Source organism: Salarchaeum sp. JOR-1, assembly GCF_007833275.1.
In the GTDB taxonomy this organism is placed as follows: domain Archaea; phylum Halobacteriota; class Halobacteria; order Halobacteriales; family Halobacteriaceae; genus Salarchaeum.
Genome location: NZ_CP042240.1, coordinates 95,604 through 110,782, shown reverse-complemented (window position 1 = coordinate 110,782; position 15,179 = coordinate 95,604). Strand labels below are relative to the sequence as shown.

The window sequence follows — 15,179 nt, the reverse complement described above, 5'->3', positions numbered from 1 at the left end:
TGAGCAAACCGTGCCTGCGGTCTATGCAGTGAGCGGATCGGTCTCAACTTCTGCGCCAGCTCGGGGGTTGAGACTGCGGTAGGTCACCCCGTGATGAGGGTGTTCGATCGGTCATCAAGCATCGAGAATTTTCGTCGCTCCACACAGCGTGGAACGCTCGACTCACTACCGATCTCTACGGTCAGCGCAGCCAGAGTGAGACAGTAAACTCTCGTCTCAAACGCAAGTACGGTGCATTCGTCCGCTCACGGCACTGGTGGGCACAGTTTCGAGAACTTGTTATCGCCTGCTTCACTCACAATCTTGACCGAGCGCTCTGATTGGTAGCTACAGCGCACATATCTCGCACACCGCCGATGTCGGTGATGGCGTGTTTTGGTAACGCAAACTCACTGGCACGTCGGTTACTTGCGTGCGAAGTCGAACGTTCTGATCTCCGACGACCCCGACCAGCCGGATCGTGTATTCACCGCGTATACATAGAGCTGATTTCCGAAATTTGCGACGGTCGCTGTATCCCCCAGCTGAGCGGTATTGAATCCGTCTCGACTCACCCGTTTCATGCTGTAGCCGCAATCACCAGATGCAGTCCCGCAGACACCGAGCCTGTAGGTGACGTCATTGAAGTCTTCGTTCAGACGGCTAGCCAAATCTCGACCCACGGTGATCTCTCTCGGAGCCTGAACTGCGTCCGCAGCGTAGGAGGCTGCATACGAGATGTTGATCTCGTCTTCTGGTGCTACCGCTGACCACAAAATGCGCCCGTGTCGCTGTCGTCCGTTAGATCTCCACGAAACATCGATATACTTCCGCTTGACCTCCCCGGTTACAGATACGTGTTCGACCCCAAGCCAACTGAGCCCACCAATCGCCGCGAGACCACCACCACCAAGAAGAAACGTCCGTCTTGAGGGCATATATTGGAGTTACTTGGTGCCGTCTAAAAGAACAAGGTTTGTCTGGACAGACGCGGCAGGCGCTTCAATCAGCTCCTTGCTTCTTGCCTAACGGAGTAGCCGCTACGTAGCATAACGCTCTGCTGTACACTTCGCTGTATTCAGCAGGTAATTTCTATCATCTGCTGGGGGTTCCAACAGAGCCAATTGATGGCGCTTCAACCCCACGAGGGTACGTCTGAAACCTCACGCGCATACGCAATCCACGCCCGCAACGTCGGCTTCAACCCCACGAGGGTACGTCTGAAACCTCACGCGCATACGCAATCCACGCCCGCAACGTCGGCTTCAACCCCACGAGGGTACGTCTGAAACCTCACGCGCATACGCAATCCACGCCCGCAACGTCGGCTTCAACCCCACGAGGGTACGTCTGAAACCTCCAAGTGTCTTGCTCATGGATGTTAGAGGCCGCTTCAACCCCACGAGGGTACGTCTGAAACCGCGGACATCGACGAGTACGACGTGGTCGTCGTGCTTCAACCCCACGAGGGTACGTCTGAAACGAGCCAGCATACGACGTTTGGGACTGGCGGTGGTGGTGCTTCAACCCCACGAGGGTACGTCTGAAACCGGCAGTCGCTTATTCAGGAGCGGGCCGGAGAACGGGCTTCAACCCCACGAGGGTACGTCTGAAACTAGTCGTCGTTGTGATACTCCTGAAGGTGTGGATGCGCTTCAACCCCACGAGGGTACGTCTGAAACCCGTCGTTCACGAACGGCGAGGATGACGGCCCGGTGCTTCAACCCCACGAGGGTACGTCTGAAACGAGGGTGATGCGGCCCACGCGGTCCGCCTCGGGGGTGCTTCAACCCCACGAGGGTACGTCTGAAACTGCAGCGCCAGCTGTCGCGCGCTGCCGCACAAACGCTTCAACCCCACGAGGGTACGTCTGAAACATTACGGCTCCGGAACTACCATCTACGATTACGCCGGCTTCAACCCCACGAGGGTACGTCTGAAACGCCGTGGTACTGGGCGCAGCCCATCGGCTGGATCGCCGCTTCAACCCCACGAGGGTACGTCTGAAACGACGAGCGTTCCCTCCCAAATCACGGCGAACGACTCGCTTCAACCCCACGAGGGTACGTCTGAAACGAGTTCGTTGATGCGGTCGCGGGCCGCTTCCTCCGAGCTTCAACCCCACGAGGGTACGTCTGAAACGAAGAGGTGTCGATGTGTGGGCCAGTGCCCTGTGGGCTTCAACCCCACGAGGGTACGTCTGAAACGGATCTCCTGCTCGGAGCGCCGGACAGGGACGGAGAGCTTCAACCCCACGAGGGTACGTCTGAAACATGTGGCCAATTACCTTAGTTCTTGCCCACGTGGTGCTTCAACCCCACGAGGGTACGTCTGAAACAAGAGCATGCTCCGGTCGTCGTCATCCATCTTGTCGCTTCAACCCCACGAGGGTACGTCTGAAACGTCAAGCTGACTTTCCGCCGTCTCCATGCCAGCGAGCTTCAACCCCACGAGGGTACGTCTGAAACCGGCGACATCAGCACGCAACGCGGCCTCGCACTCATCGCTTCAACCCCACGAGGGTACGTCTGAAACTGCTGCAAGCACCCCATACACCCCATCCATCCCACGCGCTTCAACCCCACGAGGGTACGTCTGAAACACCAGATATCAACCCGACTGCGTTGGGAGAGACCGCTTCAACCCCACGAGGGTACGTCTGAAACAAGATTAATCTCATCAATCGTCCGCACCTCAGGGATGCTTCAACCCCACGAGGGTACGTCTGAAACCCACCACGCATCCTCGCCCGACTTCTTCGACTCGGGCTTCAACCCCACGAGGGTACGTCTGAAACGCCCTGCACGTTCTCCGATACTCGAGGGTCAAGATTGCTTCAACCCCACGAGGGTACGTCTGAAACGCGTCCCGAACAGCGTCTACGCCCACTACAGCGGGCTTCAACCCCACGAGGGTACGTCTGAAACCTCGCTATTCCCATTATCCGGTGTATGCGTCTAATGGCTTCAACCCCACGAGGGTACGTCTGAAACTCGGCGGCCGCTCGGGCGGCGTGCTCGGCCGTCTGAAGCTTCAACCCCACGAGGGTACGTCTGAAACTACCGCCCCCGTTACGAATCGGACTGGAGCGGCGCTTCAACCCCACGAGGGTACGTCTGAAACTGCTTTACGTAGGGCTTCGTGATGCTGGCAATCAACCAGCTTCAACCCCACGAGGGTACGTCTGAAACGCTTGACGCTCCTGAAGGGGATCTGCCGACGCGGCTGCTTCAACCCCACGAGGGTACGTCTGAAACAACCACAGCCCGACGACGGTGGGGGTGAAGCTAAGCCGCTTCAACCCCACGAGGGTACGTCTGAAACGGCGAGGGATTCACGCGCTCCGACGTTAAAATCACGGCTTCAACCCCACGAGGGTACGTCTGAAACGCCGTCCCTCCGAGTGTCGACGTAGCCACCGCAGTCAACGCTTCAACCCCACGAGGGTACGTCTGAAACTGTTCTTCACCTCTGACTCTTCAAGTTCGTTTAGCTCGCTTCAACCCCACGAGGGTACGTCTGAAACGGGGGAGTACGATTGATCCGGGGATTCGGACGGTGGCTTCAACCCCACGAGGGTACGTCTGAAACGGGGGAGTACGATTGATCCGGGGATTCGGACGGTGGCTTCAACCCCACGAGGGTACGTCTGAAACGTCGCGGAGGAGACTCAGGTTCTGTGGGATGACGAGGCTTCAACCCCACGAGGGTACGTCTGAAACCGTCCACGACCCACGCCCACGCGCCATATCAATATGCTTCAACCCCACGAGGGTACGTCTGAAACGGCCTCGGTACCGACATCGGCACGGAGACAACGACGGCTTCAACCCCACGAGGGTACGTCTGAAACCGGGCGCGGGTGCGTGCGAGGCCGGTCATCGGCCCGCTTCAACCCCACGAGGGTACGTCTGAAACGCCAGCGACGGCCCGATGCGTGACACACCACAACCGGCTTCAACCCCACGAGGGTACGTCTGAAACGGGGTGCCGACGGGCGAGACCGTCGCCGTGCTACCGCTTCAACCCCACGAGGGTACGTCTGAAACCATGGTGATTTTGCCCACCATATCACCTCTACCAGTGGTATACACTTCATCATTTCCGTCGACCCGCAATCTCCCCAAACCCCCGGGGGGGGTCGACATCAGCTAGAGGAACCGACTATCTTCGGTCGGGTCGTCCCCGTACACGGTACGGTTCAACAGCCGGTTCGAAGAGAGTTCGTAGACCATGACTGATTCTCCCTCCTGGAGGAGGTCTTCGATCTCCCCCTTCAGTGTCGCTAGATCTCCCTCCGAGATTTCTCCCTCCAGCACTGAGTTCTGGACGTGGACAAGATACCGGCGACAGAGCTTCAGCATCAGGTGGGTTCTGTCAGCCTCCATATCGTAGACGACGATGACGTACATCTACCACCACCGCTTGAACGAATCATAGGATTCGCCGGTTAACAAGTGCTTTTTGAGCTTGTATGCCTCCAAGCGAAGCAGATACTGATAGCTCACCTTCCGGTTCAGCGTCGGGTGCTCGACTGTTCGCTCGAGTGTCTCCTCAAACTCTTTTAGAAACGTCGTTCGGCCTTCCTCGTTAAGTAAACAGGAGCCGACCTCGTCTCGGAAATCGTCTCGGCTGATCTGCTTACGGTTGACCAGCCTGAACAGTAGCCGATCCGTTAACACCGGTTTGAACAGGTCGGCAATATCCAGCGAAAGGGAGTAGCGCCGTTCTCCCGGCTCGTGGAGATAGCTGATGGTCGGGTCAAGTGCGGTAGCACGAATTGCGGAGACACAGTTTGCGTACACCATACTGTTCCCGAACGAAATGAGCGCGTTCACCGGATTCGGTGGTGGGTTGTACTCTCGGCCGTCGAATGCGAACGCGTCGGGAAGAACCGCCTTGAACGTCCGGTAGTACGCTCTCCGAGCCGTTGCTTCCACACCCATGAGCTCGGAGATGTCGCCAGCGTCCTCGATACGTGCAGTCGCCTTGTCTAATTCCTCGATTACGCCCTCGAGCTCGTACTCCCGACTGTTGTAGTACGTGACGTTCGTCCGCATATTGTGGATGCTCCCACGGACGAACGAGGCGGCGAGAGACTGCCGTTGCTCGGGATCGTCGTACGCCCGAACCTGCTCGACGACAGTTCGACCGCTCGTCTGGCCGCGTTCGGGCATCAGCGACCCTGCATAGCGATCGTTCCATCCGAAGACATGGACAGCAACGCCGTGGTCATTGAGAAACGACATCAACCGCGTGTTGTAGTCGATCTGTCCGTGCAGGTAGATCGCCTCAGCGTGTTCGACGGGGATATGTTTTTTCTCGCCGTCCTCGGTCTCTAGTCGAACTGTATCCTCGCTCCGTTCGATGCGGCCGTCCGAAAAGATGTGGTAGTTCTTGTCCATGGTCAGACCCAACAGAAGTCGTGGTAGGCACACGACTCGCAGTACGGTTTCTCGATGGCTTCCGGCGGGCTGTCCGCGGTCACGATCGCGTGAATCCCGCGGATCGCCGACTCGACTTTCTCGCATCGGTCGTCGTCGAGAGAAACGTCCTCACGCCGACGCTCAGTCGGGTGTGCCAACACGCCCTCACGTTCGACGCCTAGTACTCGGTCGAGGTACCAGAGGTAGTACGAGAGCTGCATTCGCGCTGGCTCTGTCAACGTCGATGAGGGTTTCACCTCCACCACCCGACCGTCTTCAAGGAGGTCGAGTGCGATCATCCCCAGTCGAAGGTTCTCCTGTGAACGTTCCGCGTAGGCGGACTCATCGACGCGGGCCCCTCGGGCAACGCTTGCGTTCTCTCGGTCGATTTCGACGTTCCGGCTCTCGAACCAGAGCTCGCGTTCACAGACGTAGTAGTACTGCATCATCACGCCAGTGACGCGAAACGGGTCGTCGACGGCGTCGTCCTGTGCCGTGGCCACCAGCCGCGAGACGGGATCGCTCACAGTAGCCGTGCCTCCACGCTCGTGTCAGGGATGACGACGCCGTCGGTGGCGTCGAAGTAGCCGTCATGCCGTCCCGGGCGCCCGTCGAGCACCAGCCGGTCTGTGTCGGGGAACAGCGGCTCGCATGCAGCGAGCTTCTCCATCGTGTCGTCGTCACCGGGGTAAACGGGAACGGAGACCTGCCAGTCCGCGGTCGACTCGACGAGGTCGTCCAGGTCGTCCCACCGGTACTCGCCGAACGATCGCCGGATCTCTTCGACGGTCTCGCGCTCATCGGCCGTTCTCGTCACGATCACGTCGACGGCGGGCCGCTCGTCGATGAGTGAGAGTCGCCCGAGCTGTTCGGCTTCTGCCCGCTCGAGGTACTCCACGTACTCGTCGGCACCGACGTCACGCCCGTCGAGCAGGTCGAAGTAGTGTTCGACGGCGCCTCGAGTAACGGCCGGCTCGGGCATCGGGCCACCGTCGTAGACCGTTGCTAGCGCTTGGCCAGTCAATTTGGTGAGGCTCTCGCCTCGACCGTAGACCGCGCTTGCGGGCGTTGTTTCACGGTTCGGCGGCGGTGCGAGCTGCCAGATCGTCACGCGCCCACGGTTGCGGTCGTATGACCGGTTACACCGGCCCGCGGCCTGCACGAGACTGTCCATCGGCGCGAAATCACGGATGACCTCGTCGAAGCTCACGTCGACCCCCGCCTCGACCAGCTGGGTGGAGACGAACAACACTGGGTCACCCGCTTCCGCGAGGGCGGACGCCACGTTGATGAGGTGGCGTCGGTCACACGGCCGGTGGCGTGTCGTGAGGTGAACCAACAGTGGTTGTCCCGAGTGTCGTCGACGGGTCGCCTCGGTACGTGTTCGCTCGGGCGGTATCGATTCGGTCGATTCATCCGCGTCGTCGAGCAGTTCGTCGTACACCTCATTGACCTCCACCGGTGTTGTTCGGTCGGCAACTGACTTGGCGAGCTCACGCGCGCTGTCGATCGTGTTGCAGATCGCCAACACCGAATCGCCGTCGTCGGCCCGGGTCGCGACGAGGTCGCCGGCTCGGTCGTAGGAGAGTGTTGACCCCGCGTTGTCGACCGTGTCGCTCTCTTCACTGTCCTGGCCGGGAAGCATCGCGGTCGCGGACGGGTGAAGCACGAAGTCGAGCCGATCCAGCTTGTCGTAGTACGGATCAGGATCCGCGACGAGGGAGAACGGCTCTCGGCCGCCCGCAGACAGGAGTTCGGGCTGGGTGGCCGTCATGGCGATCACGGACGCACCGTACTCCTCGGTCAGCAGCTCGACCAGCCGGTTCACGAGCGGCCACCACTCAAGCGGTAGCGCCTGCGGTTCGTCGAGAACCACCACGCTCCCGTACAGCGAGGGGAGCTTCATCGAGCGGGCGTTTGTCGGCCCGGCCAGACTCTCGAACATCTGGACGAACGTCGTCACGACCATCCCCGACCGCCAGCTCTCGCCGAGGAGGGCGGCGACGTTCTCGACGGCGTCGTCGGCGACTGATTCGGGCTCGTCCGGCGGCGAGACGAGGGTATCCGCAAGGTGGTGGTCGACGGTGAGCCGTTCGCCTCTCTCACCGGTTCCGAACAGTTCGCGGCTCTGTTCAGCCACCTGATCGATAATGGACGTGTACGGCAGTGCATAGACGAGGCGCCCCTCGTTCGGGTTCGACGCCATCTCACTCCCCTCGAGCACTGTTAGAGCGGCGTCCAGCCCCGTGAGTGTCTTCCCCATGCCTGTCGGGAGCGTCAGCGTCGCGACGTTCCGATCGTCGTCGACGAACTCTTTGGCGCGAGCGTGAACCTCCTGTCGAGCGTCCTCCCGCCGCTCATTCATCCGTTCCGTGGACGGATCCAGCTCTGTCGCAGCGTTCTCAGCCTGGAGTTCGTCGATGTACGCGTCGATTTCTATGCGCTCAGGGGTCGGCGACCGGTAGGCCTCCCGGCCGATTTCGATTCCGGTCGATAGGTGCGTCGCGCTCGCCTTGTCGGCGAAGACGAGCGCACTCCAGACCTGTAGCATTGACTCGTAGAATCCCGGAGGAAGCTTCTCCGGCTCCGGAGACAGGGTCAGCCCTCCACAGGCGTGTTCGGCGATCGTTCGATACTTCCCCGCCTGTTCTCCGTCGGAGACATATTCGAGGAACGCTGCCCACGATCCTGAGCTGTTGGTCGCTTGCTCGAGAACTGATTCGGCGAGTGCCGGAACTTCCTCGTCGATCTTTTTTGCCTGTTGGCAGGCATCGCTTCGGAAGAGCCGTTTGAGAGGGGATTGGGCGCTATCTGCGGCCGTCCGCGAGACATATGGCGCAACGTCCGGAAGTCGGCCATGGTGTTTAGCGACTGCGAGAAAGCCAATGAGTGGATCCGCCCCGTCGAACCCGCGCGCCTCTAGCGCGTAGTGGGCGAGCAGCGCCGATATCGGGGCATGGTGCTTCGGACCGTCCGGCTGCGCGTCATCCGAAAGGAGGTGCTCGCGGAACCAGGAAGTTAGCTTCCCGAAGTCGTGAACTCGTGCCACAACTCCTGCCAACTCAGCAAGCGAGTTCCCTGCTGGCGTCTCGGCGTCGTCAGGGACGAGCCATCCGACCCGCTCTCGAACGTCGTCGAGATGCTCATCGAGCGGGATCTGTTCTCCATCCGGCCCGATATGTGACGGTCGGTCGGCGAACTCGGCCATGGCTACGCCCCCGCACGGCTCACGAGAACATCACCCGTCGGCCGTCGACCTCGTGGGTCTCGACGTCCTGTACACGGAGTGGTTCTGCCCCAGTTGCGTACGCAATCGACTGGAACGCCGTCGTCGTCCGGCCCCCCTCATCGGCCGCCATGAACGCCGGCGAGCGTTCGACGTTCACCTCCGTTTCAGGGGTGAGTTCGACGCTATCGACGGCTTCGAGCACCGCCGAATCGACATCGGTAGTCTCGCGCTCGTGTGGCGTTACCTCGAACTCGCCGAGATACGTGACCTCTGCAAGATGCTCCGAGAGGCCGAGGCTCGGCGGGTAGTAGGACGTCCCCTCGCGGAGTCGATCCTGCAGTCGGCCTCGGAGAGTGTCGTTCGCGAGCTGGAGATCGATACGATAGGCGGGTTCGACGAGCACCTCGTAGTTGTGTTGCTGGCGGAGCTCCGATGGGTCGGGCATCGAGATTCGTGCATGCCCACGACTGGGCATCGTCGTCATGTGCTCTTTGGCCGTCGAGAGCGTGTTCATCGGCATGTTGATCGTCCGGAGCTCGTTGATCGGCTCCACTGCGACTGCCGACACATCCCGACCGAACGCCTCGTAGTAGCTGTCTCGGTTCAGTCCGAGCATCGCGGCGACGACGCCGGCGACGGTCGTCCGGGGAATGATCCGGTAGGTCTGTTTGACGATGTTCCCCTCAACCCGTCGAAAGTGACCCCACTCTCCGCGGAGTTCGAACGAGAGACACGTCTCTGGGAGCTCGTCGCCCTCGTCGATCCAGCTCTCAAGTGACTCTTGAGCCATCACTTGGGCATCGTCGCGGCAGCCTCGTCGTAGACGTCGACGACCTCGACCGTCTCGTCGTCGACAGCCTCGCGGAGCGCGCCATAGAAGCCGTGCTCGCTGGGGTTGTCGCCCGCAGTGTAGACCTCATCGCCGACGGTCACGTCGAGCACGTCGCTGGCGACGACACGAACGCGGGCGATACGGTCGGCGTGGCGGCCCAACCGGGAGACGAGCTCAGTTCCGTCGAGCGTGAACTCTCGGACGTTCCGGAGTTCGTCGACGGGGGCCGAGCGCTCTTCGTCGATGTCGAGGTCACGGGTGAGGCCACCGAGGTGGAATCTCTCGTCTTCGTACTCCACACGGAGATAGAGTCGTGGCTCTTGGCCGACTTTGCTCCGGCTGATGGTCTGGTTCTTGATCGCGCGCCACGGGAGGGTGTCAAGTCGCTCGACGTCAGCCTCGGAGAGCTTCGTGTCGGCGGCACCGTTCTCATCGACCAATCCGTGAAACGCGATGAAGCCGTACTGAATACGGTGGTCGTCGAGGTCGAACCCACCCTGCTCTTTCCCCTCGCCGGTCGCGATGACGCTCGTAAGGCTGTTGTACTCCTCGTTCTCGGTTACAGGGTGAAGCGTCTTCGCGGGCGAGAACTGGACGGGGCCGGTAAAGTGATCCGGAAGGTAGTCCTCGAACCCCTCGTAGCTCCCCTTCATGTCGACGCTCATCGTCGCGCCGAAATACCGCACGTCGGCGCTGGCGTCGAGGAACGTGCCGAATACTTCCTCGCGGAGCTCGGCCGCCTCATCGTCGTCCAGATCGTCGAGGTTCCAGTCGTCGGGATCCAGTTCGCGCAGCCGGTCGGCGAGCAGGTCTTCACGCGAGGACTGCTTGCCCGCCTCGTTTTTGACGTTCCGCACGTAGACGCCGTGGCCGTCGGCGTCTAGCTGGTCGCGGAGGTAGCGTTTCAGCCGGACGTCGGTCACAATCGCCTGCTGGGTTTCGGGATCGATTCGCGGCCGGTTCGCCCCGCTCAGGGGGTTCCCGTTCGGGTTGGCGTCGACGGCGTCGTAGCAGAAGACGATCTCGGATCGGTTCGTTACTGGGTCGTAGCTGTCGTCGGCGTATGTGTCGTCGGTCATGCTTCTTCCTCCTCGGCTGCGGGCTGGTCATCGGTCTGTTCGTCGTCGCTGCTCGCCCAGTTGTTCATCCCGTACGCAACCCCGAGTGAGTAATAGAACCGAAGATCCGTCGTGTCGAGTTCCCAGTCGCCGTCGATATCGATCTGGGGGAGCGTCGTCACCAGCCGATCGACAACCTCGCTGTACATCGTCCCCGCCATATTGTTCTCCCGGGAGTAGACGATGTTCTTGTCGAGCACGTCACTGGCAAGGCGCTTCAGCTTCGACTCTGTGACGGCCTTGATCGGGTACTGGTCGATTAGCGTCGTCGAACGCCCCTCACTGACTTGCTGGTAGCCGGTGACGTGACCGACCAGTGCGCCGAGGAGGAAACTGCCGCGCCGTTCAGGCTGCTCCTCCCCGAGCGCCGGCGTCTGTTCAAGGAACTGTTCGAGCTTCGTCTCCCGTGCCGCGGCGACGTCCCCGCCGTCAGCTCGGGCTGGTGTGTCCTGTTGCATATCGTCTGTATGGTTGTGTGTCAACTGCCGCGGCTCTGCGACCGGTTCGTACGCGTCGCGTCCGGTGAGAAGCCCCGCTTCGGCGAGCGCACAGAGCTGTGCGTACTGTGCGGAGACACGGAAGCTCGGGAACTCGTCACCCTCGTCCTCGAGCAGGCGTTCTACGTACTCTGTGAGCACCGCCTCGACGTCAAGCGGCTCGCCCGAGAGCACAGCCACGAGCGCACGGATTCGGTAGTCGTCGGCGCTGGCGTCGTCGTCATCGGCCGGCGCGAACGTCTGTTCGAAGTACCACCCAGTCGCGAGGGTGCCTAAGAGAGCGTGTTCGCTAGGTACGAAGATGTCCCAACTCTCTGGTGCTGGGAATGCTGGCCTGAGTTCGGGGGCATCTCGTTCAGCGTCGCCGTGAACGTCGAACAGCGGCGACTCCAGAACGTCGATATGGCTACCGATTAACTCCACGGGAGACAGCAGTGACCCGTCGAGTGTATCGCCGAACACGTCGAATCGCTTCGTCTGGTGTTCCATCACGGCGGCGACGTAGAAGCGGAACCGCTCTCCGTACTCCTGTAGCGCCGGATCATTCTGGAACTGTTGATAGACGTGCTGAATCGGGGTCATATCCTGCTCCCGTACGACCGCATAGAGCATCCGATAGAGCTCTCGGGCTTCTGTCGGCTGTAAGCGCCCGAAAAAGTACGGGAGGTAGTAGACGTTCGCGCCCATCGTGTAGTAGTCGCAGGCGTCGACGAACGTACTCGCGTTCATCAGCGTCACTGCAACGTCTTCCGAAACGGGGTGCGTCCGCCACGCCTCGTCTGGATCGAACCCGGGGAACTTCTCGAGTTGCTTGCCGAGGAAGTAGTTCAGCGGATCCTCGGCTGTCCCGACAGTCGGCCCTCGATCGCCGGTCACGAGATCGGTTGCCTCACCGATGGAGTCCGTGGCCTCTCCCTTCGAGACGAGCTTCGATCGCTTGCGCGCTCGCATTGCTTCGTTGAAAACGGAACTCGCCTCACCCGGGAGGAGATACTCGCCGTCAGGCTCGAGTTTGACTGCGACGGTCGTGAGCGCCGTCGTCTTGCCGTCGAGCTGTTCGTCGACGGCTGTCTCGATGCGCTCTCTACGTCCCTCACGCTCGCCGAGCTCGGCGAGCGCGTCGACGATCCATCCGTCTTCGTGATCGGCGACAGCCTCTTGGATCACGTCGTCGGCCGCCCACGCGGTGAGTCGTTCGTGGAGATACTCCGCGACCTTTTGGGGCTCTTTGTTCTTGCCCGTTCGGTGGGTGACGCTGTGGTCGAACCCTTTTGCGGCGTTATACCACGAGTGGGCGACTGCCTCGACTTTCTCCTCGCCGTAGCTCTCGACACCGATCGGTTGGTCGGAGTCGAGGCGGGGCTTGTCCCCACTCAGATCGACGCGGAGATAGAGCAGGCTCTCGGGCTCGTCGAACAGGTCGGTCGATTTCTCCGGCGTCAGATAGGCCGCGTACTCGCCCCCTCCGGCGGTTGCGAGCGTGTATAGACGCCCGTAGACGTACTGGAGGTCGCGGAGCGAGGTGATCGGTCGATCAGGCAGCTCGCTCGCTAGCTTCTCGTCGTCGCTGTAACGCTTCTCGAACGTCGACGGCTCGGGGAGCAGACTCATCTGTCGACCTCCGCCGCGGGTTCGCCGTACGGGTTGTGCTTCTCGACCAGGTTACAGAAACCCAACCCCAGCGCGTTTCGTTCCCCAAGCCCGCAGTCTAGAGCGAGGTTGAGGTGGCGTCGATGGTCGTCGTCTCTGACGGTGTAGTTGAACTGCCACTTCGAGAGCACGAAGGTCATCTCCTGGTCTACGGTTACCTGGATCGGGACGGCGAACGTCTTCAGTAGCTCGTATCCCTCGAAGAGATCGCCCTCAGTGTCGCTCGGGCCCGGGAGGTATTCCGGGCTGAACAGGTCGTGTTTCTGGTCGAGATTCGCTTCGACCTGCTCGCGTAGTGGCTCGATTGTATGTTCCGGCCGCCAATATACCGCTTCTTCGCCGGGGTTCTCGATTCCATACTCGTCACAACGCCACGGCGGGATGCGTACGAGGAGTCCAGTACCGGTCTCAATCGTCCCGCTGCTCCCCGGTTCACCGACATCCGGTGACAGTGACGTGAGATCGTCAATGTGGAACGGCATCTGGCCGATATTGAGTTCGCGATTGGCAGTCAGGTTTTCCGCGACATCGGCCAGTAGTTGCTCTTGGGGGGCCGAAATAAGCAGAGTCCGCTCGTCTCCTTCCTCCATATCCCCCGGTGGGAAGGGGTTGCTGTACGTGAACCCCGGTGGGCGGTTTTCGTCATGGTACTGTTCGTACTCCGTGTCCTGTAGCGCTCGCCAGATCCGACCTCGGAGCTTGTGGTGATACGCGTTGTCGTATGCGGCATCAGTGCGCGCGTGTAGCCGTGCTAGTAATCTCACAGTGTTATGTTGATTTAGGTACTGATCCTGTGGTAGTTATTCTTTTCCCCTGATGAGAAGTAATCAGTCACCGAGTTAGCCCCCTCTCCGAGTGGCAACGCTGTCGCGTCGGCAGTTCTTCGACGAGCGCAGCCACCGACTGATCAACGCGATCGCTGGCAGGACGGCCTCGCCAGACGTGAGTGTCGCGACGCGCTCGCGGTCTCTCCAGCGTGCGGCGTTGCGTCGCCTCTCGGTTTCGTCGTCGAGGTCGTCGCTCCTCGACGGACGGAGGCGTTGGGACACGCAGACCACAGCGAGTGGGGTTTCCCACCGCGAGGTTTCGGTCGTACGGATTCCGTACCGGTCGGTTCCCAGACACCATCGGCGCCCGGTCGGCGCTCGCATCGGGTGGCGTCACTCGGCCACGGGGATCTCCCACAGCAGAATCGCGGCCGACCCGACCACGAGAACGACCCCGGCGACGGCGAGCGCGAACAGCGGCGAGACGGCGTCCGAGAGGACGCCGCTCGCGAGTTGGAACGGGACGACTGCGAGTCCGCTGACCATCGCCATCGAACTCAACACCGTCGCTCGGCCGAGCGTCTCTATGTGGTCGTTCACGTACTGGCCGGCGAACGACCGGGTCACGTCGGAGAGCCCCCGCGCGAGCAGGAACGTCGGGAGCGCGAGAACCGGCACGAAGTACATCCCGACGAGGGTCGCGCCGACGACGAACGGCAACAGGACGAACCACGTCCGGACGCCCACGCGGTCTTTAATCGCGCCCGTGTAGTAACTGAGAACCGCGCCGAAGAGGCTGTAGGCCGCGTAGAACCACCCGAGCAGGGACTCCACCTGCGCCGGGGAGACGCCGATGTCGACGACGACCGTCCGGAATATCGGCTGGAGGAAGACGAACACGAGGTACGTGACGGCGGCGTAGAGGACGTAGTAGTAGACGATGAAGGCTCTGAGGTTCTGGTGGGAGAGGGCGTCCGTGACGATGTCGGCGGTTCTGCGGAGGGTCAACGCGTCCGTGTTCGACTTCTCGTACGTCTCGGGTTCGTCGAGCGTGAGCAGCACGCCGGCCCCGAGTCCGGTGACCGCGGCCGCGACGAACCACGGGTAGGAGAGGTCGATACTGCCGAGGTAGCCGCCGAGGATGGCGGCGCCGGCACCGGCAGCGAGCGCGGCGGACTCGCCCCGGCCGCGGACGTGCGCGAACTCGCCCTCGGAGAGGCCGTCGGTGAGCGTGTCGTAGAGCCAGGCGTCCTCCGTTCCGGAGCGGAAGTTGTAGCCCGCCGACCAGAAGACGTAGAGAACCGCGAGCGTGAGAAAGGAGTTCGCGAGACCGATGCCGAGCAGCGTCACGGCGATGAGTGTGGTTCCGACGAGCAGGCTGTTTCGACGGCCGACGCGGTCGCCGATGTAGCCGGTCGGGACTTCGCCGAACACGGTCGTGAGATTGTATATCGTTTCGAGGATGGCGATCTGCGTGAAGGTGAGGCCCTGCGCCAGGAAGAAGAGGTACATGATGGGGCGGTAGAACTCGACCGCTTTGGTTGCCTTGTAGAGATAGTACTTCAGGATGGTCGCGTTTGGCGGGTTCAGCCACCGTTCCCGAGCGAGCTCCTTCATCGAGTGGCAGTCGACGAGACCCACTCAATTACGTTCCGTTATTACGATTTCCGCGAGTCGGACT

The 15,179-nt window shown here is 61.3% G+C and carries 9 protein-coding genes, 1 pseudogene and 1 CRISPR repeat array; of the genes and pseudogenes, 1 reads left to right on the top strand and 9 read right to left on the bottom strand.

What is annotated here, in order from left to right:
* Positions 1-101 precede the first annotated feature (101 nt).
* Positions 102-320: pseudogene (locus tag FQU85_RS00540) on the top strand (IS5/IS1182 family transposase); the annotation flags it as partial.
* Between the two features lie 791 nt (positions 321-1,111).
* A CRISPR array of direct repeats spans positions 1,112-4,028; the repeat unit is 30 nt; unit sequence GCTTCAACCCCACGAGGGTACGTCTGAAAC.
* 102 nt (positions 4,029-4,130) lie between these two features.
* Here the strand turns inward: FQU85_RS00540 and cas2 are convergent.
* From cas2 to FQU85_RS00490, 9 genes are all read right to left on the bottom strand, one after another.
* Positions 4,131-4,391 carry a CRISPR-associated endonuclease Cas2 gene (cas2, locus tag FQU85_RS00535; RefSeq protein WP_145843308.1) on the bottom strand — a complete coding sequence of 87 codons (261 nt, stop codon included), beginning with the start codon at positions 4,389-4,391 and terminating at the stop codon, positions 4,131-4,133.
* Positions 4,392-5,384: a type I-B CRISPR-associated endonuclease Cas1b gene (gene cas1b, locus FQU85_RS00530; protein ID WP_145843301.1), complete on the bottom strand. Its 993-nt coding sequence runs from the start codon at positions 5,382-5,384 to the stop codon at positions 4,392-4,394.
* Positions 5,385-5,386: 2 nt separating this feature from the next.
* Positions 5,387-5,932, bottom strand: a complete 546-nt coding sequence (gene cas4 / locus FQU85_RS00525) for a CRISPR-associated protein Cas4 (RefSeq protein ID WP_145843293.1) — start codon at positions 5,930-5,932, stop codon at positions 5,387-5,389.
* Positions 5,929-8,613: a CRISPR-associated endonuclease Cas3'' gene (locus tag FQU85_RS00520; RefSeq protein WP_145843285.1), complete on the bottom strand. Its 2,685-nt coding sequence runs from the start codon at positions 8,611-8,613 to the stop codon at positions 5,929-5,931. The genes cas4 and FQU85_RS00520 overlap by 4 nt, the downstream gene beginning before the upstream one ends.
* Before the next feature lie 19 nt (positions 8,614-8,632).
* Positions 8,633-9,424 carry a type I-B CRISPR-associated protein Cas5b gene (gene cas5b, locus FQU85_RS00515; RefSeq protein WP_145843277.1) on the bottom strand — a complete coding sequence of 264 codons (792 nt, stop codon included), beginning with the start codon at positions 9,422-9,424 and terminating at the stop codon, positions 8,633-8,635.
* Positions 9,424-10,545, bottom strand: a complete 1,122-nt coding sequence (cas7b, locus tag FQU85_RS00510; protein ID WP_145843269.1) for a type I-B CRISPR-associated protein Cas7/Csh2 — start codon at positions 10,543-10,545, stop codon at positions 9,424-9,426. The genes cas5b and cas7b overlap by 1 nt, the downstream gene beginning before the upstream one ends.
* A complete protein-coding gene (cas8b, locus tag FQU85_RS00505; RefSeq protein ID WP_145843261.1) occupies positions 10,542-12,692 on the bottom strand; it encodes a type I-B CRISPR-associated protein Cas8b/Csh1 in 2,151 nt (716 codons plus the stop codon). The genes cas7b and cas8b overlap by 4 nt, the downstream gene beginning before the upstream one ends.
* Entirely contained in the window at positions 12,689-13,495 is an 807-nt protein-coding gene (cas6, locus tag FQU85_RS00500; RefSeq protein WP_145843253.1) for a CRISPR-associated endoribonuclease Cas6, read from the bottom strand. The genes cas8b and cas6 overlap by 4 nt, the downstream gene beginning before the upstream one ends.
* Positions 13,496-13,891: 396 nt before the next feature.
* Positions 13,892-15,115, bottom strand: a complete 1,224-nt coding sequence (locus FQU85_RS00490; protein WP_370516747.1) for an MFS transporter — start codon at positions 15,113-15,115, stop codon at positions 13,892-13,894.
* Between the last annotated feature and the right edge of the window lie 64 nt (positions 15,116-15,179).